Origin of the sequence: Pseudomonas sp. PI1 (assembly GCF_000812405.1) — a bacterium.
GTDB classification, from domain to species: domain Bacteria; phylum Pseudomonadota; class Gammaproteobacteria; order Pseudomonadales; family Pseudomonadaceae; genus Pseudomonas; species Pseudomonas citronellolis.
This window is the reverse complement of sequence record NZ_JWMC01000032.1, coordinates 23,104-48,329: the sequence shown is the minus strand read 5'-3', so window position 1 is coordinate 48,329 and position 25,226 is coordinate 23,104. Positions and strand designations below refer to the sequence as shown.

Annotated in this window: 22 protein-coding genes; 4 read left to right on the top strand and 18 right to left on the bottom strand. The window is 69.3% G+C overall.

What is annotated here, in order from left to right:
• Positions 1 to 75 precede the first annotated feature (75 nt).
• Together adk and ppc are read right to left on the bottom strand one after the other, a co-directional pair.
• Positions 76 to 723, bottom strand: coding sequence for an adenylate kinase (adk, locus tag RN02_RS11525; RefSeq protein WP_043314629.1), 648 nt, complete (start codon positions 721 to 723; stop codon positions 76 to 78).
• Between the two features lie 160 nt (positions 724 to 883).
• A complete protein-coding gene (gene ppc / locus RN02_RS11520; protein WP_043314628.1) occupies positions 884 to 3,520 on the bottom strand; it encodes a phosphoenolpyruvate carboxylase in 2,637 nt (878 codons plus the stop codon).
• A 194-nt stretch (positions 3,521 to 3,714) separates the two neighbouring features.
• Between ppc and RN02_RS11515 the strand changes: the two genes are divergently transcribed.
• Positions 3,715 to 4,062 (top strand): hypothetical protein, encoded by a 348-nt coding sequence (locus RN02_RS11515; protein ID WP_009616546.1) that lies wholly within the window; start codon positions 3,715 to 3,717, stop codon positions 4,060 to 4,062.
• A 228-nt stretch (positions 4,063 to 4,290) separates the two neighbouring features.
• Here RN02_RS11515 and cadR read toward each other — a convergent pair whose 3' ends face one another.
• A complete protein-coding gene (gene cadR, locus RN02_RS11510) occupies positions 4,291 to 4,758 on the bottom strand; it encodes a Cd(II)/Pb(II)-responsive transcriptional regulator (protein ID WP_043314626.1) in 468 nt (155 codons plus the stop codon).
• A gap of 85 nt (positions 4,759 to 4,843) precedes the next feature.
• On the opposite strand from cadR, the gene RN02_RS11505 reads away from it, so the two are divergent.
• From RN02_RS11505 to RN02_RS11495, 3 genes are all read left to right on the top strand, one after another.
• Positions 4,844 to 7,099: a heavy metal translocating P-type ATPase gene (locus RN02_RS11505; protein WP_052267711.1), complete on the top strand. Its 2,256-nt coding sequence runs from the start codon at positions 4,844 to 4,846 to the stop codon at positions 7,097 to 7,099.
• A gap of 183 nt (positions 7,100 to 7,282) precedes the next feature.
• Positions 7,283 to 7,684 carry a DUF4398 domain-containing protein gene (locus tag RN02_RS11500; protein WP_043314625.1) on the top strand — a complete coding sequence of 134 codons (402 nt, stop codon included), beginning with the start codon at positions 7,283 to 7,285 and terminating at the stop codon, positions 7,682 to 7,684.
• 45 nt (positions 7,685 to 7,729) lie between these two features.
• A complete protein-coding gene (locus RN02_RS11495; protein WP_043314624.1) occupies positions 7,730 to 8,509 on the top strand; it encodes an OmpA family protein in 780 nt (259 codons plus the stop codon).
• Between the two features lie 301 nt (positions 8,510 to 8,810).
• Here the strand turns inward: RN02_RS11495 and RN02_RS11490 are convergent, their stop codons facing one another.
• The 15 genes from RN02_RS11490 to RN02_RS11420 all read right to left on the bottom strand — a co-directional run bounded on the left by RN02_RS11490 (position 8,811) and on the right by RN02_RS11420 (position 25,133).
• Positions 8,811 to 9,329 carry an O-acetyl-ADP-ribose deacetylase gene (locus RN02_RS11490; protein WP_043314622.1) on the bottom strand — a complete coding sequence of 173 codons (519 nt, stop codon included), beginning with the start codon at positions 9,327 to 9,329 and terminating at the stop codon, positions 8,811 to 8,813.
• 46 nt (positions 9,330 to 9,375) lie between these two features.
• Positions 9,376 to 9,708 carry a hypothetical protein gene (locus tag RN02_RS11485; protein WP_043271290.1) on the bottom strand — a complete coding sequence of 111 codons (333 nt, stop codon included), beginning with the start codon at positions 9,706 to 9,708 and terminating at the stop codon, positions 9,376 to 9,378.
• Positions 9,705 to 10,625, bottom strand: coding sequence for an alpha/beta hydrolase (locus tag RN02_RS11480; RefSeq protein ID WP_043314621.1), 921 nt, complete (start codon positions 10,623 to 10,625; stop codon positions 9,705 to 9,707). Before RN02_RS11480 ends, RN02_RS11485 begins: the two co-directional genes overlap by 4 nt.
• 147 nt (positions 10,626 to 10,772) lie before the next feature.
• On the bottom strand, positions 10,773 to 12,077 hold the full coding sequence (locus tag RN02_RS11475) for a flavohemoglobin expression-modulating QEGLA motif protein (RefSeq protein WP_043271293.1): 1,305 nt from the start codon (positions 12,075 to 12,077) through the stop codon (positions 10,773 to 10,775).
• On the bottom strand, positions 12,074 to 12,637 hold the full coding sequence (locus RN02_RS11470; protein ID WP_043271295.1) for a hypothetical protein: 564 nt from the start codon (positions 12,635 to 12,637) through the stop codon (positions 12,074 to 12,076). Before RN02_RS11470 ends, RN02_RS11475 begins: the two co-directional genes overlap by 4 nt.
• Positions 12,638 to 12,691: 54 nt before the next feature.
• The gene (locus RN02_RS11465; protein WP_009616533.1) at positions 12,692 to 13,405 is read right to left on the bottom strand and encodes a TetR/AcrR family transcriptional regulator; all 714 of its coding nucleotides are present in this window, start codon (positions 13,403 to 13,405) and stop codon (positions 12,692 to 12,694) included.
• Positions 13,406 to 13,854: 449 nt separating this feature from the next.
• Entirely contained in the window at positions 13,855 to 15,360 is a 1,506-nt protein-coding gene (gene lysS / locus RN02_RS11460) for a lysine--tRNA ligase (protein ID WP_043314620.1), read from the bottom strand.
• A gap of 118 nt (positions 15,361 to 15,478) precedes the next feature.
• A protein-coding gene (prfB, locus tag RN02_RS11455; RefSeq protein WP_099049077.1) for a peptide chain release factor 2 occupies positions 15,479 to 16,574 on the bottom strand; the annotation gives its coding sequence in 2 pieces (ribosomal slippage) (positions 15,479 to 16,501 and positions 16,503 to 16,574; 1,095 coding nt in all).
• A 78-nt stretch (positions 16,575 to 16,652) separates the two neighbouring features.
• Positions 16,653 to 17,675, bottom strand: coding sequence for a response regulator (locus RN02_RS11450; protein ID WP_043314618.1), 1,023 nt, complete (start codon positions 17,673 to 17,675; stop codon positions 16,653 to 16,655).
• Positions 17,676 to 17,711: 36 nt separating this feature from the next.
• Positions 17,712 to 18,719, bottom strand: coding sequence for a chemotaxis response regulator protein-glutamate methylesterase (locus RN02_RS11445; protein WP_043314617.1), 1,008 nt, complete (start codon positions 18,717 to 18,719; stop codon positions 17,712 to 17,714).
• Positions 18,720 to 18,899: 180 nt separating this feature from the next.
• Entirely contained in the window at positions 18,900 to 21,143 is a 2,244-nt protein-coding gene (locus tag RN02_RS11440; protein WP_043314615.1) for a hybrid sensor histidine kinase/response regulator, read from the bottom strand.
• Entirely contained in the window at positions 21,140 to 21,808 is a 669-nt protein-coding gene (locus RN02_RS11435; RefSeq protein ID WP_043314614.1) for a chemotaxis protein CheW, read from the bottom strand. Before RN02_RS11435 ends, RN02_RS11440 begins: the two co-directional genes overlap by 4 nt.
• Positions 21,801 to 23,042: a CheR family methyltransferase gene (locus RN02_RS11430; RefSeq protein WP_043314613.1), complete on the bottom strand. Its 1,242-nt coding sequence runs from the start codon at positions 23,040 to 23,042 to the stop codon at positions 21,801 to 21,803. Before RN02_RS11430 ends, RN02_RS11435 begins: the two co-directional genes overlap by 8 nt.
• Complete coding sequence (locus tag RN02_RS11425) at positions 23,039 to 23,539, bottom strand: chemotaxis protein CheW (RefSeq protein WP_043314612.1); 501 nt, start codon at positions 23,537 to 23,539, stop codon at positions 23,039 to 23,041. Before RN02_RS11425 ends, RN02_RS11430 begins: the two co-directional genes overlap by 4 nt.
• A complete protein-coding gene (locus tag RN02_RS11420) occupies positions 23,514 to 25,133 on the bottom strand; it encodes a methyl-accepting chemotaxis protein (RefSeq protein ID WP_043314611.1) in 1,620 nt (539 codons plus the stop codon). Before RN02_RS11420 ends, RN02_RS11425 begins: the two co-directional genes overlap by 26 nt.
• Positions 25,134 to 25,226 lie beyond the last annotated feature (93 nt).

Here is a 25,226-nt window from a genome sequence, read left to right as displayed (position 1 = left end):
GCAAGCTGAAAAAGGGCGGGCATTATAAACGCCAAAGGCCCGCAAGCGGGCCTCTGGTGCAGGTCGGGCGGCGACTCAGCTGAGCGCGGCCAGGACCTTGGCGGTGATCTGGTCCACCGAGCCGACGCCTTCGACGCGGCTGTACTTCGGGGTGCCTTCGACGGCGGCCAGCTTCTGGTAGAAGTCGACCAGCGGCTTGGTCTGGGTGTGGTAGACCGACAGGCGGTGGCGCACGGTCTCTTCGCGGTCGTCTTCACGCTGGATCAGGTCTTCGCCGGTGACGTCGTCCTTGCCGGCGACCTTCGGCGGGTTGTGCTCGACGTGGTACACGCGGCCGGAGGCCGGGTGCACGCGGCGGCCGGCCATGCGGCTGACGATCTCTTCGTCGTCGACGGCGATCTCGACCACGTGGTCGATGCTCACGCCGGCTTCCTTCATGGCCTCGGCCTGGGGAATGGTGCGCGGGAAACCGTCGAACAGGAAGCCGTTGGCGCAATCGGGCTGGGCGATGCGCTCCTTGACCAGGTTGATGATCAGGTCATCCGAAACCAGGCCGCCGGCATCCATCACGCTCTTGGCCTGCAGGCCCAGCTCGGTGCCGGCCTTGACCGCTGCGCGCAGCATGTCCCCGGTGGAGATCTGCGGAATGCTGAACTTCTCGGTGATGAAGCGAGCCTGAGTACCTTTGCCGGCACCGGGCGCCCCGAGCAGAATCACACGCATCGATATGCTCCTTAGTCTTGTTGAAAGCGAAATCCCGGATCTGCCTTATGGGGCCTATCTGAACATGCTTGAAATGGCGCAGGAATACGCCGAAAGGCTGATCAAGATACACAGCGCACCCTGAGCGCACAAGCCACCGGAAAGTCGTGGCCGGGGCCGCTCAACCGGTGTTGCGCAGCCCCGCGGCGATGCCCGCCACCGTCACCAGCAGGGCCTGTTCCAGAGCGCCGCAGGCGTCGCCTTCGCAGCGTCTGGAACGGGCCAGCAGCTCCGCCTGGAGCAGGTGCAGCGGGTCCAGGTAGATGTTGCGCACGGCGATCGATTCGCGGGTTTCGGTGGCCTGCGCCAGCAGGCGCTGCTGGCCGGTCAGGCCGAGAACCACGCGCAGCGCCTGCGACAATAGGTCGCGTAAATGCGCACCTAATGGTCGCAGTTCCGATTGCACCAGACGTTCGTCGTAGAGTTGGGCGATTTCGCCGTCGGCCTTGGCCAGGACCATCTCCAGCATGTCGATGCGCGCGCGGAAGAACGGCCACTGCTCGCGCATGCGCTGCAGCAGGCTGCCCTCGCCGCGGTCGATGGCGTTGAACAGCGCGGTCTCCCAGCCCAGCCAGGCCGGCAGCATCAGCCGCGTCTGCGTCCAGGCGAAGATCCACGGGATCGCTCGCAGGCTCTCGATGCCGCCCTGGCGGCGCTTGGCCGGGCGGCTGCCCAGGGGCAGGCGGCCGAGTTCCTGTTCCGGCGTGGCCTCGCGGAAATAGTCGACGAACTGCGGCGTCTCGCGCACTACCTGGCGGTAGGCGGCCAGGGAATCGGCGGCCAGGCGCTGCATTTCCTCGCGCCAGGCCGGCTCCGGCGCCGGCGGCGGCAGCAGCGTGGCCTCCAGCACCGCGGCCAGGTAGAGGTCGAGGTTCTGCCGGGCGATGCCGGGCAGGCCGAACTTGAAGCGGATCATCTCGCCCTGTTCGGTGGTGCGGAAGCGCCCGGCCACCGAGCCCGGCGGCTGCGAGAGGATGGCCGCATGGGCCGGGCCGCCGCCGCGCCCGACGGTGCCGCCCCGGCCGTGGAACAGCAGCAACTCGACGCCATGGGCGCGGCAGATGTCCACCAGCGCTTCCTGGGCGCGGTATTGCGCCCAGGCGGCGGCCAGGGTGCCGGCGTCCTTGGCCGAGTCGGAGTAGCCGATCATCACTTCCTGCGGCCCGGCCAGGGCTTCGCGGTAGGCGTCCAGGCCGAGCAGGCGGTCGATGCAGGGGCCGGCGTTGTCCAGGTCGTCGAGGGTTTCGAAGAGCGGCACCACGCGCAGCGGCCGGCGCAACCCGCATTCCTTGAGCAGCAGTTGCACCGCCAGCACGTCGGACGGCTGGCCGGCCATGGAGATGACGTAGGAGCCCAGCGAGGCCGCCGGCGCGGCAGCCGCCACGCGGCAGGTGGCCAGGACTTCGGCGGTGTCGGCGCTGGCCTGGTAGTCCGCCGGCAGCAGCGGGCGATGGTTGCCCAGTTCCTCCAGGAGGAATTCCTGGCGCACCGCCTCGTCCCACTCCTGGTAGCGGCCCAGGCCCAGGTACTCGGTGATCTCGCTCAGGGCGGCGGCGTGGCGGCCGGAGTCCTGGCGGACGTCCAGGCGCGTCAGGAACAGGCCGAAGGTGGCGGCGCGGCGCAGGCTGTCGAGCAGCGCGCCGTCGGCGATCACGCCCATGCCGCAGGCGTGCAGCGAGCGGTGGCACAGCTCCAGCGGCGCCAGCAGCTCGCGGTTGTCCTGCAGCACCGCCTCGGGTGCAACCTCGTCTTCGCTCAGCGCGCGTTCGGCCCAGGCCCGCGTGGCGCGCAGGCGCTCGCGCAGTTGCTTGAGCAGAGCGCGGTAGGGTTCGGCCACCTCGCCGGTTTCCGCCAGCAGTTCCTCGCTGGCCTGCTGCATGGAGAGGTCGGCGGCCAGGCTGTCGACGTCGCGCAGGTAGAGGTCGGCGGCCATCCAGCGCGCCAGCAGCAGCACCTCGCGGGTGATGGCGGCGGTGACGTTGGGGTTGCCGTCGCGGTCGCCGCCCATCCAGGAGGCGAAGCGGATGGGCGCGGCCTGCAGCGGCAGGCGCTGGCCGGTGCAGCTTTGCAGGGTCTCGTCGACGTGGCGGAGGAAGTCGGGCACGGCGTGCCAGAGGGAATGCTCGATCACCGCGAAGCCCCACTTGGCCTCGTCCACCGGCGTTGGCCGGGTGCGGCGGATCTCGTCGGTGTGCCAGGCCTCGGCCACCAGCCGGCGCAGGCGCGTGTCCACCTGCTCGCGCTCTTCGGGGAGCAGGTCGGTGTGGTCCTTGGCCGCCAGTTGCGCGGCCATGGCGTCGTATTTCTGGATCAGGGTGCGCCGCGCCACTTCGGTGGGGTGCGCGGTGAGCACCAGTTCGATGTCCAGCTGCGCCACCTGGCGCGCCAGCTCCGCCGGCTCCACGCCGGCCTTGCGCAGGCGCCCCAGCAGCTCGCCGAGCACGCGCTGCTCGAAGGGCTGCGGCTCCTTCGGCCCGCGGCGGCGGATGCGGTGGTACTGCTCGGCGATGTTGGCCAGGTTGAGGAACTGGTTGAAGGCCCGCGCCACCGGCAGCAGCTCGTCCTCGCCCAGGCCGTCGAGGGCCGCCGCCAGCTGCCGCGCGCCTTCGGCCGAACCGCGCCGCGCCGCCTTGGCGCCCTGGCGGATCAGCTCGATCTTGTCGAGGAAGGCCTGGCCGTACTGGCTGCGGATGGTCTGCCCGAGCAGTTCGCCCAGCAGGTGCACGTCCTCGCGCAGGCGCGCGTCGATATCCGCCATGGGGGTTCTCCGTGTCTGGATTCTCTTACAGTGCCGCCTGGCGACACTCACTGACAAGCGTGCGACGAACGCCCGCGATCCTGCTCCGACAGCGTCTAGGCTAGATGTGATCCCGAAGGATTCGGGAAATTCTTCCCGGCGGCTCCAAAAGGGCCGTCTTCCCCGCCGGCCACGAGCCGGCCCATGAGGTGAACATGAAGATCCGCGATCTGGTACGCCATTGGGAACAGAACGCCAGGGGGCGCATGACCAGCCACAGCTACAGCATCCCGCTGGACGTGGAAACCGCCGCGCGCCTGGCCGCGCTGCACGACATGTACCCCAAGCGCAGCGTCGAGGAACTGCTCGGCGAACTGGTCGGCTCGGCCCTGGAGGAACTGGAGGCGAGCTTCCCCTACGTGAAGGGGCAGAAGGTGGTGGCGCTGGACGAACAGGGCGACCCGCTCTACGAGGACGTCGGCCCTACCCCGCGCTTCCTGCAGCTGTCGCGCAAGTACCTGCATGAGCTGACGGGGCACAAGGAAGAGCCGAGCCACAGCTGAGCGTAGGGCGCATAACGCCTATGGCGTTATCCGCCGTTTGGCCTTGGTCCCCGGCGCGCTTCGGGTTCGGTCACGGAGCGCCTGTTTCCGGGCACTCCGAGCCCCGTAGGATTCGAGCCCGGAGCGGCTGTCCAGGGCACTCCGATCCCGACCTTGAAGCCGGGCATGGGCTTGGGTGTAACGGCGGATAACCGCGAACGGTTATTCGCCCTACGGCCAGAACGGGCTTCAATGCCGACCATGCACCCCGGGCACGTGCAGGTGCCCGGCCTCGGCGCAGGCTTCCGGCACCGCCGAGGGCTCGGCGGGCAGTTGCAGTTCGCGGAGGATGCCGCAGTCCTCGCTGTTGCCGCTGCCGCTGCAGCGGGCGCGCAGGTCCTGCAGTTGCTGGCGCAGCGACTGCAGCTCGGCGATGCGCACTTCCACGTGGTGCAGGTGCTCGTCGATCAGCCGGTTGGCGGTGCCGCAGTCGGACTCGGGGCGGTCGCGCAGGCCGAGGAGGATGCGGATTTCCTCCTGGGTCATGTCCAGCGAGCGGCAGTGGCGGATGAACGACAGCCGCTCGACGTGGGTGTTGTCGTATTGCCGGTAGTTGCCGCCGGTGCGCGCCGGCTCCGGCAGCAGGCCCTCGCGCTCGTAGTAGCGGATGGTCTCCACCGGGCAGCCGGTCAGTTTCGCCAGTTCACCGATCTTCATCAGCCTTTCCTCCCGGAACCGCTTGACTCTGTAGTTGCTACAGGGTGTGCAATCGCAAGCATACCGTCAAATGGGAAACGACCTGATGACCGACGCCAACAGCCGCCAGCCTGGATGCGGGCCCTGCTGCCACGACCACGCCGCCGTGCATCGCCATGAACACGAGCATGGGCATGACCACCACCACGAGCGCCCGCGCCACGCCGAACCGGCGCTGGGCGCTACCGCGGCCGCCACCGGCGAGCTGCGCTGGAGCAGCCTGCGCATCGAGGCCATGGACTGCCCCACCGAGGAGCGCCTGCTGCGCGACGCCCTGGGCAAGCTGCCGGCGGTGGAGCAGCTGGAATTCAACCTGATGCAGCGCCTGCTCAAGGTGCAGCACCGCTTCGACAGCCTGGAGCCGCTGCAGAAGCTGGTCGCCTCCCTGGGCATGGAGGCCGAGGCTGTGGAGGATGGCCAGCCACTCGCCAGCGCGCCGGGCAGGCACAAGCCCTGGTGGCCGCTGGCCCTGGCCGGGGTGCTGGCGCTGGCTGCGGAAGTCTGCGAGTGGTTCGCCCTCGGCCCGCAGTGGCTGGTGGCAGCCCTGGCCGTGGCGGCCATCCTCGGCGCCGGCCTGCCGACCTACCGCAAGGGCTGGATCGCCCTGAAGAACCGCGACCTGAACATCAACGCGCTGATGAGCATCGCCGTGACCGGCGCCATGCTCATCGGCCAGTGGCCGGAAGCGGCCATGGTCGCGGTGCTGTTCGCCATCGCCGAGCTGATCGAGGCGCGCTCCCTGGAACGCGCGCGCAGCGCCATCCGCGGCCTGCTGCAGTTGGCCCCGGAACAGGCCACGGTGCTGCGCGACGGGCAGTGGCGGGACGTGCCGGCCAAGTCGGTGGCCGTGGGTGAGCGCGTGCGCGTGCGCCCCGGTGAGCGCATCGCCCTCGACGGCGAAGTGCTCGACGGCCGCTCCAGCGTCAACCAGGCGCCCATCACCGGCGAGAGCCTGCCGGTGGAAAAGCAGGCCGGCGAAGCCCTGTTCGCCGGCAGCATCAATGGCGAGGGCGCGCTGGAGTATGCGGTGAGCCGCGGCGCCGACGACAGCACCCTGGCGCGGATCATCCACGCCGTGGAGCAAGCCCAGGGCTCGCGGGCGCCGACGCAGCGCTTCGTCGACCAGTTCGCGCGCATCTACACACCAGTCGTGATCCTCATCGCCATCGCCACCGCGCTGATCCCGCCGCTGGCCTTCGGCGGCGCCTGGCTCGACTGGGTGTACCGCGCCCTGGTGCTGCTGGTGATCGCCTGCCCCTGCGCGCTGGTGATCTCCACCCCGGTGACCATCGTCAGCGGCCTGTCGGCGGCGGCGCGCGCCGGCATCCTGATCAAGGGCGGGGTGTTCCTCGAACTGGGCCGCCAGTTGCAATGGCTGGCCCTGGACAAGACCGGCACCCTCACCGAGGGCCGCCCGACGCAGACCGATTTCCACGGCCTGCGCGGCGACGAGGCGCGCGCCCGGGTCCTGGCCGCGAGCCTGGCGGCACGTTCCGACCACCCTGTATCCCAGGCCGTGGCCCGCGCCGCCGAGGCCGATGGCCTGGCGCTGTACGGCGTCGACGCGCTGGAGGCCATCCCCGGCCGCGGCGTGAAGGGCCTGGTCGACGGCCGCCTGCACCACCTGGGCAACCATCGCCTGGTGGAGGAACTGGGGCTGTGCTCGGCGGCGCTGGAAGCACGCCTCGACGCCCTGGAGCAACAGGGCAAGACCGTCATCGTGCTGCTCGACGACGAAGGCCCGCTGGCGCTGTTCGCCGTGGCCGACGCGGTCAAGCAGACCAGCCGCGAGGCCCTCGTCGAGCTGCACGGCCTGGGCGTGAAGACACTGATGCTGACTGGCGACAACCCGCACACCGCGGCCGCCATCGCCGCCCAGGTGGGCATCGACCAGGCCCGCGGCAACCTGCTACCCGAGGACAAGCTGCGCGAGGTCGAACAGCACCAGGCCGGCGGCGCGCGAGTGGGCATGGTCGGCGACGGCATCAACGACGCCCCGGCCCTGGCCCGCGCCGACATCGGCTTCGCCATGGGCGCGGCGGGCACCGACACGGCCATCGAGACCGCCGGCGTGGCGCTGATGGACGACGACCTGCGCAAGCTGCCGCAGTTCATCCGCCTGTCGCGCCGCACCCACGCCGTGCTGGTGCAGAACATCAGCCTGGCGCTGGGCATCAAGGCCGTGTTCCTGGCCCTCACCCTGGCCGGCCTGGGCACGCTGTGGATGGCGGTGTTCGCCGACATGGGCGCCAGCCTGCTGGTGGTGTTCAACGGCCTGCGCCTGCTCCGCCTGCGCTTCTGAAAGCCGCGCCGCAGACATGGCCGCCCCGCCGGGCGGCCATTTTTTTTGAACCCTCGGACAAGTCCTCAAGTCCCCAGTAGTACCTGGCCATCACGGGACAACGCCGCAGCGCAGGGCTGCGAACGGCCGGGCCGGGCACCGCCCGCTGAGAATCCGCGTTCCCCAGACGAGAGGACTCGAACAATGGAACTGAAAACACACCAACCCCGCCTCGCCTTCCTGCGCACGGGCCTGCTGGCCGGCCTCGGCGCCCTGGCCCTGGCCGGCTGCGCCGGCAACCCGCCGAGCGAACAGATGGCAGTCACCGAATCGGCGGTGAACGCCGCGGTCAGCGCCGGCGGCCCGCAGTACGCGCCGCTGGAGATGAAGACCGCCCAGGACAAGCTCGCCCAGGCGCGCATCGCCCTCAACGACAAGGAATACGAGCAGGCCAGGCGCCTGGCCCAGCAGGCCGAATGGGACGCCCGCGTGGCCGAGCGCAAGTCGCAGGCGGTCAAGGCGCAGAACGCCGTCAAGGACGCCCAGCAGGGCGTGATGGAAATCCGCGAGGAAGGGCTGCAGAAGCTCCAGCAGCCACAGCAGTAGGCGCCCTTCCCCATTCCCCCCTCCGGATCATTAAGGACGACAGCCATGCGTAAACTCATCGCCCTCCCCGCCCTCTCCAGCCTGGCGCTGCTGCTGGCCGCCTGTGCCCACGAGCCCAACGCCAACCTGGAGAAGGCCCGCAGCGACTACTCCGCCCTGCAGGCGCAACCCCAGGCCACCCAGCTCGCGGCCCTGGAAACCAAGGACGCCGGCGACTGGCTGGCCAAGGCCGACAAGGCCTACCGCGACGGCGAGAAGCAGCAGGACGTGGACCAGTTGGCCTACCTGACGCAGCAGCGCATCAACCTGGCCAACCAGACCATCGCCCTGAAGAGCGCCGAAGGGCAGCTGCAGAACGCCTCGGCGCAGCGCACCCAGGCCCGCCTGGACGTGCGCACCCAGCAGCTCAAGGAGCTGCAGGCGAAGCAGACCCAGCGCGGCACCCTGGTGACCTTCGGCGACGTGCTCTTCGACCTCGACCGCGCCGACCTCAAGCCCGAGGCCAGCCACAACATCCAGCAACTGGCCAGCTACCTGCAGCAGAACCCCGAGCGCAAGGTGCTGGTCGAGGGCTACACCGACAGCAGCGGCTCGGCCGGCTACAACCAGGGCCTGTCCGAACGCCGCGCCGACTCGGTGCGCATGGCCCTGCTGGCCCAGGGCGTGGACCCGGCGCGGGTGACCACCCGCGGCTACGGCAAGGACTACCCGGTGGCGAGCAACGCCACATCCTCCGGCCGCGCGCAGAACCGCCGGGTGGAAGTGACCATCTCCAACGACGCCAAGCCGGTGGTGCCGCGGTCGTCGGTGGATAGCGATTACTGACGCGGCTATCCATGTAGGAGCAGACCTTGTCCGCGATAGCCGGAACCACCGGCGCGCTTCGCGGATGAGATCCTACGGTTCCAGGAAGCACGGCTTTTCGTAGGATGGCGTTGAGCGAAGCGATACCCATCACCACGGCAGCATGGGTATCGCAAGCTCAACCCATCCTACGAAGAGCTCCTCGGCGCAAGACAGTTGCTCCTACGCCGCCCCACCCGCACCTTTCCCATGTAGGAGCGCGCCCTGCGCGCGATTCGCGGGCAGGGCCCGCTTACGAAGAGCACCTCGGCGCAGTCGGCGCCTACGCGCCACCCCGCAGCAGGCGTCGGTAGAGCTCGGCCATGTCTTCGGAGAAAGGCACCAGCAACAGACGTTGCAGGCTGCTGCCGGCGGGGCGCTGGCGGCGCAGTTCGGCGACGGCGATGCTGGCCGCCGCTTCCAGGGGATAGCCGTAGATTCCGCAGCTGATGGCGGGGAAGGCGATGCCCTCCAGCTCATGCTCCTCCGCCAGCGCCAGGCTGTTGCGGTAGCAGGCGGCGAGCAGCTCCGGCTCGCCGTGGCCGCCGCCGCGCCAGACCGGGCCTACCGTGTGGATGACGTGGGCGGCGGGCAGGCGGAAGCCGGGGGTGATCTTGGCCTCGCCGGTCCTGCAGCCGCCCAGGTTGCGGCAATGGTTCGCCAGTTCCGGGCCGGCGGCGCGGTGGATGGCGCCATCCACGCCGCCGCCGCCGAGCAGCGAGCTGTTGGCGGCGTTGACGATGGCGTCGATGCGCAGGGTGGTGATGTCGCCCTGCCAGACGTGGATTTCGGGGTTGCTCATGGTCGCGCCCTCCAGGTTGCTCCCAGACTGGCCCCGAAGCCTGCCGTCAGCGGACTTCCTGCGGGGTTTCCTCGCCGGCGCAGCGCACGGCGTGCTTCCTGTTGTCCACCAGCACGCCGGAGAGGCCCTTCTGGGTGGTGTCGAACAGCACCAGCACGCCGTCGATGCATTGGGCGATCTGGTTGGCCGGCTCCAGCGAGAGTTTCACGTCCTGCCCGGGAATGCTCTTGAGCATGGTGAACTCGGCCAGCAGCAGGGCGTCCTGCTCCTTGGCGAAGTGCAGGTAGCCGTAATACCAGAGCGTGCCCACGCTGACGATGATGCTGCCGATGGCGGTGAGGATGTACGGGATCATGTTGCGGTCGGTGCTGGTGGTCATGGCTTGCCCTGGGACTGGCTGGCCGGCTCGGCCGGCGGATCGGTGTTGGGGACTTCGGCCAGGCGGCGCAGGCCGCTGAAGTGCTGCGGGTCGTCGAGGAAGCGCAGCATCACTTCGCGCCAGGTCGGTTCGCCGAAGGTTTCCACGTGCCCGCCGCGGGTCAGCTGGAAGACTTTCGGCGGCCGCGCCGCCTTGTACAGGCTCAGGCCGTTGTCCAGGGGCACGATGGTATCGTCGATGCTGTGAAAGAACAGCACGGGTGCGCCAGAAAGTCGCGGCATGGCGCGTATCGCGCTGTCGCCATCGGGCACGAACCAGGACAGCGGAATCTGCAGCGGCCAGGTCAGCCAGGCGGTGCCCAGGGTGTAGCGGGCCACCTCGCGGTAGCTGGCCGGCACGCCGTCGAGCACCACGGCCTTGAGCTGCTTCACCCGCTCGGGATGCTGCGCCAGGTAGTGCACGCCCATGGCGCCGCCCAGGCTCTGGCCGAGCAGGATCAGCGGCTTGCCCTGGGCTTCCGGGGCCTTGTCCAGCCAGGCGAAGGCGGCGTCCATGTCCTGGTACACCGCCGGCAGGCTGGGCTCGCCCTGGGAATGGCCATAGCCACGGTAGTCGAGCATCAGCACCTGGTAGCCCTGTTCCGGCAGCCAGAAGGTGGCGCCCAGGTGCCAGGCCATGTTGCCGCCGTTGCCGTGCAGGTGCAGCACCGTGCCCTTGACCGGCACGCCGGGCTTGGCCGGCAGCCACCAGCCGGCGAGCTTCACGCCGTCGGCGGTGGTGATGCTGACGTCGCGGTAGTCCAGCTTGGCCCGCGCCGGGGTGATGGCCACGTCGGGGCTGGGGTAGAACAGCAGCGAGCTGCAGCCGCCGAGCAGAAGCAGCAGGGACAGCGCGGCGGCCTTGAAGCGGTGGGTCATGGTCGGGTCATCCTTGGGGCCGGGGATCACTCCCACACTGGCGGCACAGAAGCGCTTTCGTAGAATGGGACGAGCGGAGCGATTCCCATCGATGGGTATCGCTTCGCTCAACGCCATCCTACGGGGCCTGAACGGGTCGGCATGGCGTCAGAGGATATTCGCGTAGTCCGCCTCGATGCGGTCCAGGCTCAGGTGGTTGAGGAAGTTGGAGAAGCACATCCAGGCCGACAGCGCGTTGAGGTCGCGGAACTGCGGTGGCAGGTACTTCGGCGGCACCACCAGGCCCTCGTCCACCAGTTGGCGCAGGGTGCGCATGTCTTCCAGGGTGGCCTTGCCGCAGAACAGCAGCGGGATCTGCTCCAGCTTGCCCTTGCGCACGGCGAGCTGGATGTAGTTGTAGATGAGGATGAAGCCCTTGAGATACGACAGGTCCTTGGTGAACGGCAGCCCGCCGGGCGTGGAGCCGCGGAACACCCGGCTGGCGTTCTGGTAGCTGCTTTCCTGGCTGTAGCCCTGCTCGCGGTAGAAGTGGAACACCTCGAGGAAGTCCGCGCCCTCCTCCGCCATGTGAATGGCGCGGGTGCGGTTGGTCAGCTTGCGCAGGCGCGTGGGGTAGGAGGCGAAGGCGATCACTTCCATGAGGATGGCCAGGCCTTCCTGGGTCACGGTGGAGGACGGCGGGCCCTTGGCCAGGAAGGTGCAGATCGGCTGGTTCTGCCCGTTCAGGGTGGTGCCCACGTGCACCAGGCCCTCGTGGACTTCCAGGGCGCGCACGTCGCGCTCGTTGAACATCGCGTCGGCACGCACCTTGATGTAGTCGGCGCCGGCCGCGGCGTCGGCGACTATGCCGTCGGACTCGAACACGCGGATGGTGTCCTCGGCCTCGCCGAAGGTCTTGTTCAGGCGCTCCTGCAGCATGGCCACCGCTTCCTTGGCGGTGAGCGTCTTGGGTTCGTCCTTGAGGTCGCCGCGGTCGGCGATGTTGTTCAGGTAGTCCGAGAGCATCAGGCCGAGGTCGGCCAGGGTCGGGTCACCGGCGTGGAAGGCGTCGGAGGCCGAGCCGTAGAGTTCCTGGGAGATCAGCCCGAAGTCCTGGGTGCCGCGCGCCTCCAGCATGCGGATGACCATGCGGTACTCGCGGCACATGCGCCGCATGATCTGCCCCACCGGGTTGAACTGGCCGAGCTGGCGGGTGATGTCGCGCTCCAGGTTCTGGAATTCCTGCTTCTTGGCGTTGCCGTCGAAGGCCAGCGGGCGGCCGTCGTAGTAGCCGCGGTCGACCTTGGGCGCATGCTTGCCGCGGCCCTTGAGAAAGTCCGCGCGCACGCTGTCGTCCCACTTGATGGCGTCGAGCACGCGGATCGGCGTCTGCGCCTCCACCAGGCGGTCGGACAGGCCGCGGATGATCTGCTGGTACTCGCTGGGCGTGCTTTTCTTGCGCCGCGGGTTCATGGGCGTTCTCCCGGAGTCACTCGCTGGAAGCGTAGCGCTTCGTTGAAGACTTCGGCGTTGGCGGGCTCGTCCAGGTAGGCCAGGACGTCGCCCAGGGGGCTGGCCACCAGGGCGCCGGCGCCCTGCTCGCTGTCCACCTTCTGGCCCTGCAGGGTGCCCTTGGCCATGGCCTGGAGGATCTGCTCGACGTCCAGCGAGTAGACCACCAGCTCGTCCTTGTCGGTGATCTCGAAGCCGGCCAGCACGTAGTTGCCGCCCTGGCTCTTGGGCAGTTCGGCGGACAGGTACCAGCGCTGGCCGTGGTGGACCACGGTGAAGGGCAGGTCCTCGGCGCTGTCGGTGTTGCCGCTGTCGTCGTAGTAGCTGAAGGCGCGGTACAGGCCCTCGCCGGTGCGGCTGATCTCGAGGAACTGTTCCTCGCCGTATTCGTCGATCCGCGACCACTGGCCGAGCAACTGCTTGGGCGCGGCCTCCTTCGCCGGGATCGGCTCCTTGAAGGTCACCAGGCAGCCGCCGAGCAGGAAGATGCTCAACAGCAGCAAGGCGCGCCAGGCTTTCATCGAAGTCTCCTCAGGGGCCGCGGGCGGCACGCCATATGGGGTCGTCGGCGGGCTTCAGAGGCCCAGCACCAGGTACAGGTAGCGGGTCAGGATGGCGCGCATTTCCACGGTGTCCAGGTGCTCCACGCCATCCAGCAGGCCCTGATACTCCATCTGCAGGATGATGGCCGTCAACACCTTGGCGTCCTGTTCCGGCTGCTGCGAGCCGAGCACCTCGAAGAAGTGCACCACGCCCAGGGAGAGGATGCGCCTGTGGCTCTGCGCCAGCTGTTCCAGGCGCGGGTTGAGCAGCGCCTCCTGGCGGAACGCCTGCTCGGCCAGCAGGTGCTCGCGGCGCTCGGTGAGCTGCACGCGCACGTACTGGATGGCCAGCTCGGTGATGCGGTCGGCCAGCTCGCGGCGCGCCTCGGGGCTGCCGGTGAGGCCGGCGGCCAGGGCCTGCAGGTCGCCCTCGACGCTGGCCCAGAAGGCCGACAGGGCTTCGGCGCTGCGTTCGACGAAGAGCGCGAAGGTGTCGGTGATGAGGTCGTCGATGTCCTTGAAGTAGTAGGTGGTGGCCGACAGCGGCACGTCCGCCTCGGCCGCCACCGCCCGATGCCGCACGGCCCGCACGCCCTCGCGGACGATGATGCGCATGGCCGCGTCGAGGATCGCCTGGCGGCGCTGCTCGCTGCCCTGGCGGGCGGCCTTGCGGCCCTGGTACTGGACACTCTCGGCCACCGCACTGGCGGCCTGGGCGGCGCTGTCTCTGGAAACTGCTCGGGGCACGATCTTTCCTCCGCTCGCGGGCGATGGCGCATTGTTCGGGCTTTTGCTTGGGGAATCAATCGGTGGCCCGCTGGCGGATGGAGGGACGGGTTTTGTCGGAGCGCTCGCGAATGCGTTACCCGGCAACTCCGTTGTTGCGCCGACCTCCGTTCCCTCTCCCTAACCCTCTCCCTGAAGGGAGAGGGAACCGTTCGGTGTGCTTGGATGTTTTGGAGTCAGCCGGCAACACGGAGGGTTTCCAGCTGAAACCATTCCTTCTCTCGGCACGGACAAGCCCCCTCTCCCTTCAGGGCGGGGCGCGCAGCCGAGGGCTGGGGAGAGGGCGCTCTCAAACCCAGCGCCCAAATCCCCGGCAAGCACCGTTCGCGAGCAAGCTTGCTCCTACGAAGAGCCTTGCCCTCAGGCACGAAAAAGCCGCCCTAAGGCGGCTTCTTCACTTGCTCCAGCGCTTACGCCTGCGGGCGCATGTGCGGGAACAGGATCACGTCGCGGATCGACGGCGAGTTGGTCAGCAGCATCACCAGGCGGTCGATGCCAATGCCTTCGCCGGCGGTGGGCGGCATGCCGTATTCCAGGGCGTTGATGAAGTCGGCGTCGTAGTGCATCGCCTCGTCGTCGCCGGCGTCCTTCTCCTTGACCTGCAGCATGAAGCGCTCGGCCTGGTCTTCGGCGTCGTTGAGCTCGGAGTAGGCGTTGGCGATCTCGCGGCCGCCGATGAACAGCTCGAAGCGGTCGGTGACGCTCGGGTCCCGGTCGTTGCGGCGGGCCAGCGGGGAGACTTCGAAGGGGTACTGGGTGATGAAGTGCGGCTGTTCCAGCTTGTGCTCCACCAGTTCCTCGAAAATCATCACCTGCAGCTTGCCCAGGCCTTCGTGGCCGAGGACCTTGGCGCCGGCCTTCTTGGCGATCTCGCGGGCCTTGTCGACATCCTGCAGGTCGGCCGCGGTGATGTCCGGGTTGTACTTGAGGATGGCGTCGAACACCGACAGGCGGGCGAACGGCTCGCCGAAGTGGAAGACCTTGTCGCCGTAGGGCACGTCGGTGGTGCCGAGCACCGCCTGGGCCAGCTCGCGGAACAGTTCCTCGGTCAGGTCCATGTTGTCTTCGTAGTCGGCGTAGGCCTGGTAGAACTCGAGCATGGTGAACTCGGGGTTGTGCCGGGTCGAGACGCCTTCGTTGCGGAAGTTGCGGTTGATCTCGAAGACCTTCTCGAAGCCGCCGACCACCAGGCGCTTGAGGTACAGCTCCGGAGCGATGCGCAGGAACATGGCCATGTCCAGCGCGTTGTGGTGGGTGGCGAAGGGCTTGGCCGCGGCGCCGCCGGGGATGGTCTGCAGCATCGGGGTTTCCACTTCGAGGAAACCGCGCTCGGACAGGAAGCGGCGGATGTGGGCGATCACCTGGGAACGCACGCGGAAGGTGTGGCGGGTTTCCTCGTTGACGATCAGGTCGACGTAGCGCTGGCGGTAGCGCTGCTCGGTGTCGGTCAGGCCGTGGTGCTTGTCCGGCAGCGGGCGCAGCGACTTGGTCAGCAGGCGCACGCTGCTCATGTCGACGTACAGGTCGCCCTTGCCGGAGCGGGCCAGGGTGCCTTCGGCGCCGATGATGTCGCCCAGGTCCCAGGTCTTGATCTCGGCCAGGGTCTCTTCGGGCAGGGTCTTGCGGTTGACGTAGACCTGCAGGCGGTCGCTGCTGTCCTGCAGGACGATGAAGGCGCCACGGTTGAGCATGATGCGACCGGCGACCTTGACCGGAATGGCTGCGGCTTCCAGCTCTTCCTTGGTCTTGTCGGCGTACTGCTTCTGCAGGTCCGCGAAATAGGCGTCGCGGCGGAAGTCGTTGGGGAAGGCGATGGCCTTGGCCTCGCGCACGGCGGCAAGCTTTTCCTTGCGCTGGGCGATCAGCTTGTTTTCTTCCTGTTGCAGCTCGTGCTGGTCGAGTTGTTGGTCGCTCATGGTCGTTCTATCTGCCTGGCGTCGATTCATTCAATTAGGGATAACAACTGTAGGAGCGAGCTTGCTCGCGAAGCTCTTCAATGGGTTCGCGAGCAAGCTCGCTCCTACGGGGTGCGGTCTACAGGCCCTGTTTAAGGCTGGCTTCCAGGTATTCGTTGAGGTCGCCGTCGAGCACCTTGTCGCAATCGCTGCGTTCCACGCCGGTACGCAGGTCCTTGATGCGCGACTGGTCGAGCACGTAGGAACGGATCTGGTGGCCCCAGCCGATATCGGACTTGGTGTCTTCCAGCGCCTGCGAGGCGGCGGTGCGCTTCTGCATCTCCTGCTCGTACAACTTGGCCCGCAGCATTTTCATGGCGGTGTCCTTGTTGGCGTGCTGGGAGCGTTCGTTCTGGCACGCCACCACGGTGTTGGTCGGCACGTGGGTGATACGCACCGCGGAGTCGGTGGTGTTCACGTGCTGGCCGCCGGCGCCGGACGAGCGGTAGGTGTCGATGCGCAGGTCCGCCGGGTTGATCTCGATCTCGATGTTGTCGTCGATCTCCGGCGAGACGAACACCGCGGTGAACGAGGTGTGGCGGCGGTTGCCGGAGTCGAACGGGCTCTTGCGCACCAGGCGGTGCACGCCGATCTCGGTGCGCAGCCAGCCGAAGGCGTACTCGCCCTTGATGTGCACGGTGGCGCCCTTGATGCCGGCGACCTCGCCCTCGGACAGCTCGACGATCTCGGCGTCGAAGCCGTTCTTGTCGGCCCAGCGCAGGTACATGCGCAGCAGCATGTTGGCCCAGTCCTGGGCCTCGGTGCCGCCGGAGCCGGCCTGGATGTCCAGGTAGGCGTTGTTCGGGTCCATCTCGCCGCTGAACATGCGGCGGAATTCCAGCTTCTCGAGGATTTCGCGCAGGCGCTGGACTTCCGCTTCGACGTCGCCGACGGCGCCTTCGTCATTCTCCTCGACCGCCATGTCGAGCAGGTCGCGGGAGTCGGCCAGGCCGCCGGTCAGCTCGTCGAGGGTCTCGACGATCTGCGCCAGCATGGCGCGCTCGCGGCCCAGGTTCTGGGCGTATTCGGGCTTGTTCCAGACCGCCGGGTCTTCCAGCTCGCGGTTTACTTCGATCAGACGATCATGTTTCAGATCGTAGTCAAAGATACCCCCGAATGGACTGGGTACGGTCGGAGAGGTCCTTGATGCTGTTGAGGATCGGTTGGATTTCCATGGCGGTCAGCACTCACGGGTAATGGCGTGGAAAAACCCGGAAGTATACCCGAGAAAGCCGCCCGTGGGCGGCTGTGCGTCAGCCGGTTGCGCCGCCGTCCACCCCCACCTGGTTGCGCCCGCCGTGCTTGGCGTTGTAGAGCGCGCGGTCGGCGTGTTCGATCAGCCGCAGGCAGCTTTCGCCCTGCCCCGGGGTGAGCGTCGCCACACCGACGCTGACCGTCAGCACCGCGCCGGCATCCGGCTGCTCGTGGGCGATGCCCAGGGCCTGCACGGTCAGCCGCAGCTTTTCCGCCAGCAGCCGCGCGCCGCCCGGCGAGGTGCCCGGGAGGATGATGGCGAACTCCTCGCCGCCGTAGCGCGCCGGCAGGTCGGAGGAGCGCGCGCAGCTTTCGCGGATGGTCCCGGCGACGCGGCGCAGCGCCTCGTCGCCGGCGACGTGGCCGAAGGTGTCGTTGTAGGCCTTGAAGTGGTCGACGTCGATCAGCAGCAGCGACAGTTGGCTCTGCTCGCGCAGGGCGCGGCGCCATTCCATTTCCAGGTACTCGTCGAAGTGGCGGCGGTTGGACAGCCCGGTGAGGCCGTCGGAGTTCATCAGCCGCTGCAGCACCAGGTTGGTCTCCAGCAGCTTCTGCTGGCTCTCGCGCAGCGCACGGTAGGCCTCGTCGCGCTGCTGCAGGGCGAGGTAGGAGCGCGAGTGGTAGCGCACCCGCGCCACCAGCTCGATGGCGTCGGGCAGCTTGACCAGGTAGTCGTTGGCCCCGGCGGCGAAGGCGGCGCTCTTGACCTGCGGCTCCTCCTTGGTCGACAGGACGATGATCGGGATGTCGCGCGTCTGCGGGTGGCGGCGGTACTGGCGCACCAGCTCCAGGCCGTCGCTGTCGGGCATCACCAGGTCCTGCAGGATCACCGTCGGGCGGATCTGCAGGGCCTGCTCGATGGCCTGGGTGGCGTCGGAGCAGAAGTGGAAGTCGATGCCGCCGTCCTCGGCCAGGGCGCGGCGCACGGCCTCGCCGATCATGGCCTGGTCGTCGACCAGCAGGACCATGACCGCGGTGTCGTCCGGAGTGATCAAGGGGTTCTCGCTATGCTTGGGGTTCATCGTCGTCGTGGCGCCGCTGGCGCTGCCTCCGGAATGTCAGCCGTACAGTTCGCCCAGGCGCCGGGCGATGTCGCCCAGGGCTCGGATCTCGGTGGCGGCGCCGATCGCCGCGGCGGCCTTGGGCATGCCGTACACGGCGCTGCTGGCCTGGTCCTGGGCCAAGGTCAGGAAGCCGCGTTCGCGCATGTGCTTCAGGCCCTGGGCGCCGTCGCGGCCCATGCCGGTGAGCAGCACGCCGGTGGCCTGGCCCACCCAGTTGTCGGCCACGCTGTCGAAGAACACGTCGATCGAGGGCCGGTAGATGTGCCCGCAGGGCTCGGCGGTGTAGGCCAGCTCGCCGTTGCGTTGCAGGCGGATGTGGTCGTTGGTGCCGGCCAGCAGCACGCAGCCGGGCTGCGGCACTTCGCCGTTGCGCGCCAGGCGCACCGGGATGCGCGCCTGGCTGGCCAGCCATTCGGCCATGCCGGCGGCGAACACTTCGTCCACGTGCTGCACCACCACCATGGCCGCGGAAAAGCTCGCCGGCAGCAGGCCCAGCAACTCGGCCAGGGCCGCCGGACCACCGGCCGAGGCGCCCACGGCCACCAGGCGGCGGGCCTTGGCCGGGTTTTCGCACACGGCGACCTCGCTGCGCGGCCGGCTGTTGCCCGGGGCCGACAGCCAGGCCAGGTTCTGCAGCTTGCGCAGCAGCGGGCGGGCCGCCTCCAGGGAGTCGCCGACGCCCAGCGCCGGGGTGTTCACCGCGTCCACCGCGCCGCAGCCCATGGCCTCGAACACCCGCGAGAGGTTCTGCTCCAGGTCCACGGTGACCACGATGATGGCGCAGGGCGAGGCGGCCATGATCCGCCGCGTGGCCTCCACACCGTCCATCACCGGCATCAGCAGGTCCATCAGCACCACGTCGGGGGTCTGCGCGGCGCACATTTCCACCGCCTCGGCGCCGTTGCTGGCGACCCACAGCACGCGGTGCGTAGGTTCGAAGGCCAAGGCCCGGCGCAACGCTTCCACGGCCAGCGGCATGTCGTTGACGATGCCTATCCTCATCTTAGGGTCGGCTCCCGTTTCGGCGCGAGCCGCGTTGCCGCGCAACCCGAAGGGACGGGCCGCATTTTGCGCAGCGCCGCGTTACTCGTCGTTCATTTGGAATAACCAAACCTCTCTCCTCGCGCCTTGCTCTGCGCAAAATGCGGCTCCGTCGCGGCCGCGCCGAAACGGGAGCCGACCCTACGCACCTCCAATTAGATCGACCACCGCATCCAGCAGGGCCTCGTCGTGGAAACTGGCCTTGGCCAGGTAGTAGTCGGCGCCGGCATCGAGCCCGCGGCGGCGGTCCTCCTCGCGGTCCTTGTAGGACACGACCATGACCGGCAGGGCTTGCAGGCGGGCGTCGCGGCGGATCAGCCCGACCAGTTCTATACCGTCCATGCGCGGCATGTCGATATCCGTGATGACCAGGTCGAAGCGCTCCGAACGCAGGGCGTTCCAACCGTCCATGCCATCCACCGCCACCGCCACGTCGTAGCCGCGGCCGGCCAGCAGCTTGCGCTCCAGTTCGCGCACGGTGAGCGAGTCGTCCACCACCAGCACGCGCTTGCGCAGCGCAGCGCCCTGGCGGTTGCCGGCGTCGATGCGTTCCAGGCGGCCGCTGGCCAGCAGCTTGTCCACCGAACGCAGCATGTCCTCGACGTCGAGGATCAGCACCGGCGTGCCGTCGTCCAGCACGGCGCCGGCGGATACGTCCTGGACCTTGCCCAGGCGCGCGTCCAGCGGCATCACCACCAGGGTGCGTTCGCCGATGAAGCGCTCCACCGCCACGCCGTACAGGGTGTCGCGCTCGCGGATCAGCACCAGCGGGATGTCGCCCTCCGGCGCGCGGCCTTCCGGGCGCTGCAGCAACTGGTGCGCGGCCACCAGGCCGACGTGCCGGCCCTCGTGCCAGAACTGCTGGCGGCCCTCGATCTGCACGATCTCTTGCGGCGCCAGGCTGCGCATGCGCTCGATGTGCGCCAGGGGGAAGGCGTAGGCCTCGCCGCCGATTTCCACCACCAGGCTGCGCACCACCGAGAGGGTCAGCGGCACCTCGATGTGGAAGTGGCTGCCCTGCCCCGCCACCTGCTCCATGCGGATGCCGCCGCGCAGCTGGCGCACCATGTGCTGCACGGCGTCCAGGCCGACGCCGCGGCCGGAGACCTCGGTAACCTGCTCGCGCAGGCTGAAGCCGGGCAGGAAGAGGAAGGCCAGCAGTTCCTCCTCGGACAGCCGCGCGACCGTCTCCCCGGTGGACAGGCCACGGCGCACGATGCCTTCGCGCAGGCGCCGCAGGTCGACGCCGGCGCCGTCGTCGCGCAGGTCCAGCACCAGCATGCCGGCGTGGTGCCGCGCCAGCAGGCGGATCAGCCCCTGCTCCGGCTTGCCGGCCCGGCGCCGCGCGTCCGGCGTCTCGATGCCGTGGTCGACGGCGTTGCGCAGCAGGTGCGTCAGCGGCGCCTCGAGTTTTTCCAGGACCTCGCGGTCGACCTGGGTGGACACCCCGTCCACTTCCAGGCGCACCGACTTGCCCAGCTCGCGGCCGAGGTCGCGGACCATCCGCGCCTGGCCGCCGAGCACGTCGGCGAAGGGCCGCATGCGGCAGGCCAGGGCGCTGTCGTAGAGGGTCTGGGCGCGCTGCGAGGTGGTCCAGGCGAATTCGTCCAGCTCGGCCATCTGCTCGCCCAGCAGTTGCTGGCACTCTCCGACCAGACGCCGGGCATCGGCGAGGAAGGCCTGGGCCTGCGGGTCGAGGCTGGCGCCGGCGGCGTCGCGGGCGCCGTCGAGCAGGCGGCTGGCGGTGGCCTGCAGGCGCTTCAGGCGCTGCATCGAGGCCAATTGGGGTTGCAGGCGCTGGGAGTCGACCAGGGCCTTGCTGGAAAGATCGAGCAACTGGTTCAGGCGCTCGGCGGTCACGCGCAGTACCCGGCCCGTACCCTCCTCGCCCTTTTTATCGACTGCGGCAGGCGCCGGCTCCGCGGTTTCGGCTGGCGGCTCGGCTGGCGGCGCTTCGGCGGCGACAGGTGCTGCGGGCTGCGCAGGGCCATCGCCCAGCAACCCCTCCAGGCGCTGCACCAGGCCGGGCACCGACGCACGCGCCGCGGCGGCCTGTTCGGCCTGGACATCGGCGATGTGCAGCAGGATATCGGTGCCGGCCAGCAGCGCATCTATGTGCTCCCCGCCCAGCAGCAGGCGGCCGTCCTGGGCGGCCACCAGGCATTCCTCCATGACGTGGGCGACCTGCACGCCCTCGTCCAGGCCGACGATACGCGCGGCGCCCTTCAGCGAATGCGCGGCGCGCATGCAGGCCTCCAGCTGCGCGGCCTGGCGCGGCTCTCGCTCCAGCGCCAGCAGGCCCTGGCCGAGCGCCTGGGCCTGGGCCTCGGCCTCCAGGCGGAAGAGTTCCAGCAGCGAGGCGTCCTTCATCTGCTCGGGGGTCATGCCAGGCTCCGGGCGGCGGCGGCAAGCAGGGCCTGGTGGTCGAGCAGGCGCACGCTGCGCTCGCGCCACTTCAGCACGTCGTGGGTGAAACGGCTGCCGGCCGCCGTGGCGACGCGCGCCTGGCCCGGCGCCAGCGGGTGGATGCCATCCACCTCGTCCACCGGCGCCAGTACCGGCCCGCTGTCGGTGGCCAGCACCAGCATGCGCGGCAGGCGGCGGCCCTCGTCCTCGCGCGGGGCGGAAGGCGGCAGGCCGAGCAGTTCGGCCAGCGACAGGCAGGCGACCAGCGCGCCGTGCACGTTGGCCACGCCCAGCACGACCGGCGAGCGCTGGTGCGGCAGCGAATGCACCGGGCAGTTCGGCGCCACCTCCGCCAGCGCCAGGGTGCGCAGGGCCAGCCATTCCTCGCCGAGGCGGAACAGCAGGTAGGCGTCGCCCGGCGGCGCCTCGTCCTCGACGCTGGCGGCCTGCTCGCCTTCGGCGCCCAGGGCGTAGCGGTCCAGCAGGCGCACGGCGGCGGCGGCGTGGACCGGGCAGTTGCGGCAGTGGATATGTTCGGCCAGCCGCGGGCAGGACTTGTCGCCGCGGATGCCGATGCGGTTCCAGCAGTCGTCCACCGCCTGTTCGGCGGCCTCCGGGTGCAGGTGGTAGCGCTGCTCAGGCATCGCGCTTCACTCCTCGCGCGGCGCGCTCCTGCAGGCGCCGCGCGCCTTCCCGGTCGCCGCGGGCGGCCAGCAGGGCGGCCAGGTGCAGCAGGCTTTCCTGGTGGTCGGGCTGCAGGTACAGCGCCTTGCGGTAGTAGCCCTGGGCCTGTTCGTTGCGGCCCTCGGCATCGGCCAGCAGGCCGAGCCAGTAATAGGCCTGGGCCGACGGGCCGTGCTGGGCCAGGTAGGCCTCGCAGGCGGCGCGGGCCTGGGCCGTCTGGCCCAGGTTGGCCAGCCGGGCGATTTCCGCCAGGCCCTGTTCGGCACCGCTCGGCGGCGCTACCGCCGGCCTGGCGGGTGGCGGCGGAGGCGCGCGGCGCGGTGCCGGACGCGGCGCCACGGCGGGCGGCGGCGTGGTTTGCATGGTGGAGCGCGGCCTGGCCGCCGGCGCCTCGGGCTGCGCCGCCACGCGCAGGAAGGCGAAGGACTGCGGCACGCCCAGCGCGCGCAGCCCCGGGCGCGACGTCAGGCTGGCCTCGGCCGGGCCGATGAACAGCGCGCCGTCCTCGCGCACCAGGCGCAGCAGCACCTGCACGGCGCGTTCCTGGGTGTCGCGGTCGAAATAGATCAGCAGGTTGCGGCAGAACAGGAAGTCGTAGGGCGCCTCCTCGGCCAGCAGGCCGGGCGCCAGCAGGTTGCCGCGGCGCAGGCGCACGCGGCGGCGCACCCGTTCGTCGAGGCGGTAGTCGGGACCCTCGGCGTGGAAGTAGCGGTCGCGGAAACCCAGTTCGCTGCCGCGGAACGAGTTGCGCCCGTACACGCCATGGGCCGCGCGCTCCAGCGAGGCCGGGCTGACGTCCAGGGCGTCGATCTGGAAGGCCGCTTCCGGCAGCCCCGCATCGAGCAGGGCCATGGCGATGGAGTACGGCTCCTCGCCGGTGGAACAGGGCAGGCTGAGCAGGCGCAGGGGTCGCGCGCCGGCCAGTTCCAGTTGCCGGCGCAGGGCCAGGCGGCCGAGGGCGGCGAAGGATTCGGGGTAGCGGAAGAACCAGGTCTCCGGGACTATCACCGCCTCGATCAGCGCCTGCTGTTCCTCGGCGGAGCCCTGCAGGCGCTGCCAGTAGGCCTCCAGGTCGCCGCCGCTGCTGCGGTTGGCGCACTGGCGCACGGCGCGGGCGATGACCGCCTCGCCCACCGACTCCGCGTCCAGGCCGATGCGCGCCTTGAGCAACTGGCTGAAACGCTCGTCCCTCATGGCCGCTCACCCTGGGCCAGGAGCAGTTCGCGCACGTGTTCGGGCAGCAGTTCGTCCACCTGCACGCGCTGCAGCAGGCCCTCGGCATCTTCCAGCACCGGCCCCAGGTAGCGCGCCTCGCCCGGCTCCAGGCCGTAGTCGCGGAAGGCCGCCGGGTCGCGGCGCAGGGTCTGGCTGGCCTGTTCCAGGATCAGCCCCAGGCGCCGCTGCGGGCCGCTGCCGGCGAAGCGGTAGTCCACCAGCACCAGGCGCGTGCTGGTGTGCCGCGGCGCCGGGCGGTCGCAGGCGATCTGGCTGAGGTCGAGCACCGGCAGCAGTTCGCCGCGGTGGACGAACAGCCCGGCCACCCAGGCCGGCGCCTCGGGCACCTGCTTGAAGCGCCGCAGCGGCAGGACCTCGACGATCTCGTGCACGTCCAGCGCGTAGCGGTCGGCGCCCAGGCGGAACTGCAGGTACAGCCGCCCGCCGGCCTCAGACCTTGAAGCGCGAGACGCCATTGCGCAGTCCATTGGCCACCAGGTTCAGCTCGTCGATGGCGAAACCGGCCTGGCGCAGCGACTCCACGGTCTGCCCGGTGGCCTCGCCCAGTTGCACCAGGGCCTGGTTGATCTGCTCGGCGCCGGTGGCCTGCGCCTGCATGCCTTCGTTGGCCATCTGCACCCGCGGCGCCAGGGCCTGCACCTGGTGGATGATCTGCGACAGCTGTTCGCCGACCTGGCCGACCTCGGCGATGCCGCGGCGCACTTCCTCGGAGAACTTGTCCATGCCCATCACCCCGGCGGACACCGCCGACTGGATCTCGCGGACCATCTGCTCGATGTCGTAGGTGGCCACCGCGGTCTGGTCGGCCAGGCGACGCACCTCGGTGGCCACCACGGCGAAGCCGCGGCCGTACTCGCCGGCCTTCTCCGCCTCGATGGCGGCGTTGAGCGAGAGCAGGTTGGTCTGGTCGGCGACCTTGACGATGGTGGTGACCACCTGGTTGATGTTGCCGGCGCGCTCGTTGAGGATCGCAAGCTTCGCGTTGACCAGCTCGGCGGCGCCCATCACCTGGTGCATGGTCTCTTCCATGCGGGCCAGGCCCAGCTGGCCGGAGCCGGCCAGGGTGGAAGTCTGTTCGGCGGCGCTGGACACCTCGGTCATGGTGCGCACCAGGTCGCGCGAGGTGGCGGCGATCTCCCGCGAGGTGGCGCCGATCTCGGTGGTGGTGGCGGCGGTCTCGGTGGCGGTGGCCTGCTGCTGCTTGGAAGTGGCGGCGATCTCGGTGACCGAGGTGGTGACCTGGATCGCCGAGCGCTGCGCCTGCGCCACCAGGGCCTTGAGCTCCTCGGCCATGCCGTTGAAGCCGCTCTCGATCACCCCGAACTCGTCGTTGCGCTCCAGCGCCAGCCGCGCGGTGAGGTCGCCGCCGCTCATGGTCTGGAGGGTCTTCACCACCTTCTCCACCGGGCCGGTGATGGCGCGCATCAGCAGCAGGCCGAGGACGCCGGCGGCGACGATGGCCAGCAGCAGCGAGACCAGCATGGCGGCCTCGGCCAGCTCCACCTGGTGGACGATGGCGATGACCGCCGCATCGGCGATCTGCCGGTTCAGCGCGATCAGCTCGTTGAGCGTCTGCCGGCCCTTCTCCCAGGCCGGCAGCAGATCGTGCAGCAGCGACTGGCGGGCGGCCTGGTGGTCCTTGTCGTAGAGGTCGAGCAGTTGCTCCAGTTGCGCCTGGAAGTCCAGCGCCTGCTGCTTGTAGCGGGCCAGCAGCTCACGGTCGGCCGACGCGTGCACGGTGGCCTCGTAGGTGGCGATGCGCTGCAGCAGGGTCTCGTGCAGTTCGCGGAAGCCCTGGCGGCCGGCGGCGTCCAGCGGCTTGCCGTCGCCCAGGCCGACCAGGGCCTGGGTGCGCAGCATGGTGTCGGTCCAGGTGCTACGCACCGTGGTCAGCGCATAGGTGCCCGGCATGGCGTCGGTACTGACGCTGCGCGAGTCGCGCTCGACGGCGAGCAGGGCGATGTAGGAAACCACCACCATCAGCGACATGATCGCGATCACGACCGCGAAGCTGGCCAGGATACGTCGGCGGAGCGTCCAATTCTTCACAGTATTCCCCTGGTGATGATCGGCTGTCTGACAGATAAAACCTGCAGACGAAGGCAGATTGGCGTCAGCCTTCTTTTCAGTTCTAGCGGAAAA

Coding starts and splice junctions, on each gene's coding strand:
- adk (WP_043314629.1), bottom strand. CDS start 723: ATGCGTGTGATTCTGCTCGGGGCGCCCGGTGCCGGCAAAGGTACTCAG.
- ppc (WP_043314628.1), bottom strand. CDS start 3,520: ATGGCGGATATCGACGCGCGCCTGCGCGAGGACGTGCACCTGCTGGGC.
- RN02_RS11515 (WP_009616546.1), top strand. CDS start 3,715: ATGAAGATCCGCGATCTGGTACGCCATTGGGAACAGAACGCCAGGGGG.
- cadR (WP_043314626.1), bottom strand. CDS start 4,758: ATGAAGATCGGTGAACTGGCGAAACTGACCGGCTGCCCGGTGGAGACC.
- RN02_RS11505 (WP_052267711.1), top strand. CDS start 4,844: ATGACCGACGCCAACAGCCGCCAGCCTGGATGCGGGCCCTGCTGCCAC.
- RN02_RS11500 (WP_043314625.1), top strand. CDS start 7,283: ATGGAACTGAAAACACACCAACCCCGCCTCGCCTTCCTGCGCACGGGC.
- RN02_RS11495 (WP_043314624.1), top strand. CDS start 7,730: ATGCGTAAACTCATCGCCCTCCCCGCCCTCTCCAGCCTGGCGCTGCTG.
- RN02_RS11490 (WP_043314622.1), bottom strand. CDS start 9,329: ATGAGCAACCCCGAAATCCACGTCTGGCAGGGCGACATCACCACCCTG.
- RN02_RS11485 (WP_043271290.1), bottom strand. CDS start 9,708: ATGACCACCAGCACCGACCGCAACATGATCCCGTACATCCTCACCGCC.
- RN02_RS11480 (WP_043314621.1), bottom strand. CDS start 10,625: ATGACCCACCGCTTCAAGGCCGCCGCGCTGTCCCTGCTGCTTCTGCTC.
- RN02_RS11475 (WP_043271293.1), bottom strand. CDS start 12,077: ATGAACCCGCGGCGCAAGAAAAGCACGCCCAGCGAGTACCAGCAGATC.
- RN02_RS11470 (WP_043271295.1), bottom strand. CDS start 12,637: ATGAAAGCCTGGCGCGCCTTGCTGCTGTTGAGCATCTTCCTGCTCGGC.
- lysS (WP_043314620.1), bottom strand. CDS start 15,360: ATGAGCGACCAACAACTCGACCAGCACGAGCTGCAACAGGAAGAAAAC.
- RN02_RS11450 (WP_043314618.1), bottom strand. CDS start 17,675: ATGAACCCCAAGCATAGCGAGAACCCCTTGATCACTCCGGACGACACC.
- RN02_RS11445 (WP_043314617.1), bottom strand. CDS start 18,719: ATGAGGATAGGCATCGTCAACGACATGCCGCTGGCCGTGGAAGCGTTG.
- RN02_RS11440 (WP_043314615.1), bottom strand. CDS start 21,143: ATGACCCCCGAGCAGATGAAGGACGCCTCGCTGCTGGAACTCTTCCGC.
- RN02_RS11435 (WP_043314614.1), bottom strand. CDS start 21,808: ATGCCTGAGCAGCGCTACCACCTGCACCCGGAGGCCGCCGAACAGGCG.
- RN02_RS11430 (WP_043314613.1), bottom strand. CDS start 23,042: ATGAGGGACGAGCGTTTCAGCCAGTTGCTCAAGGCGCGCATCGGCCTG.
- RN02_RS11425 (WP_043314612.1), bottom strand. CDS start 23,539: ATGGCGTCTCGCGCTTCAAGGTCTGAGGCCGGCGGGCGGCTGTACCTG.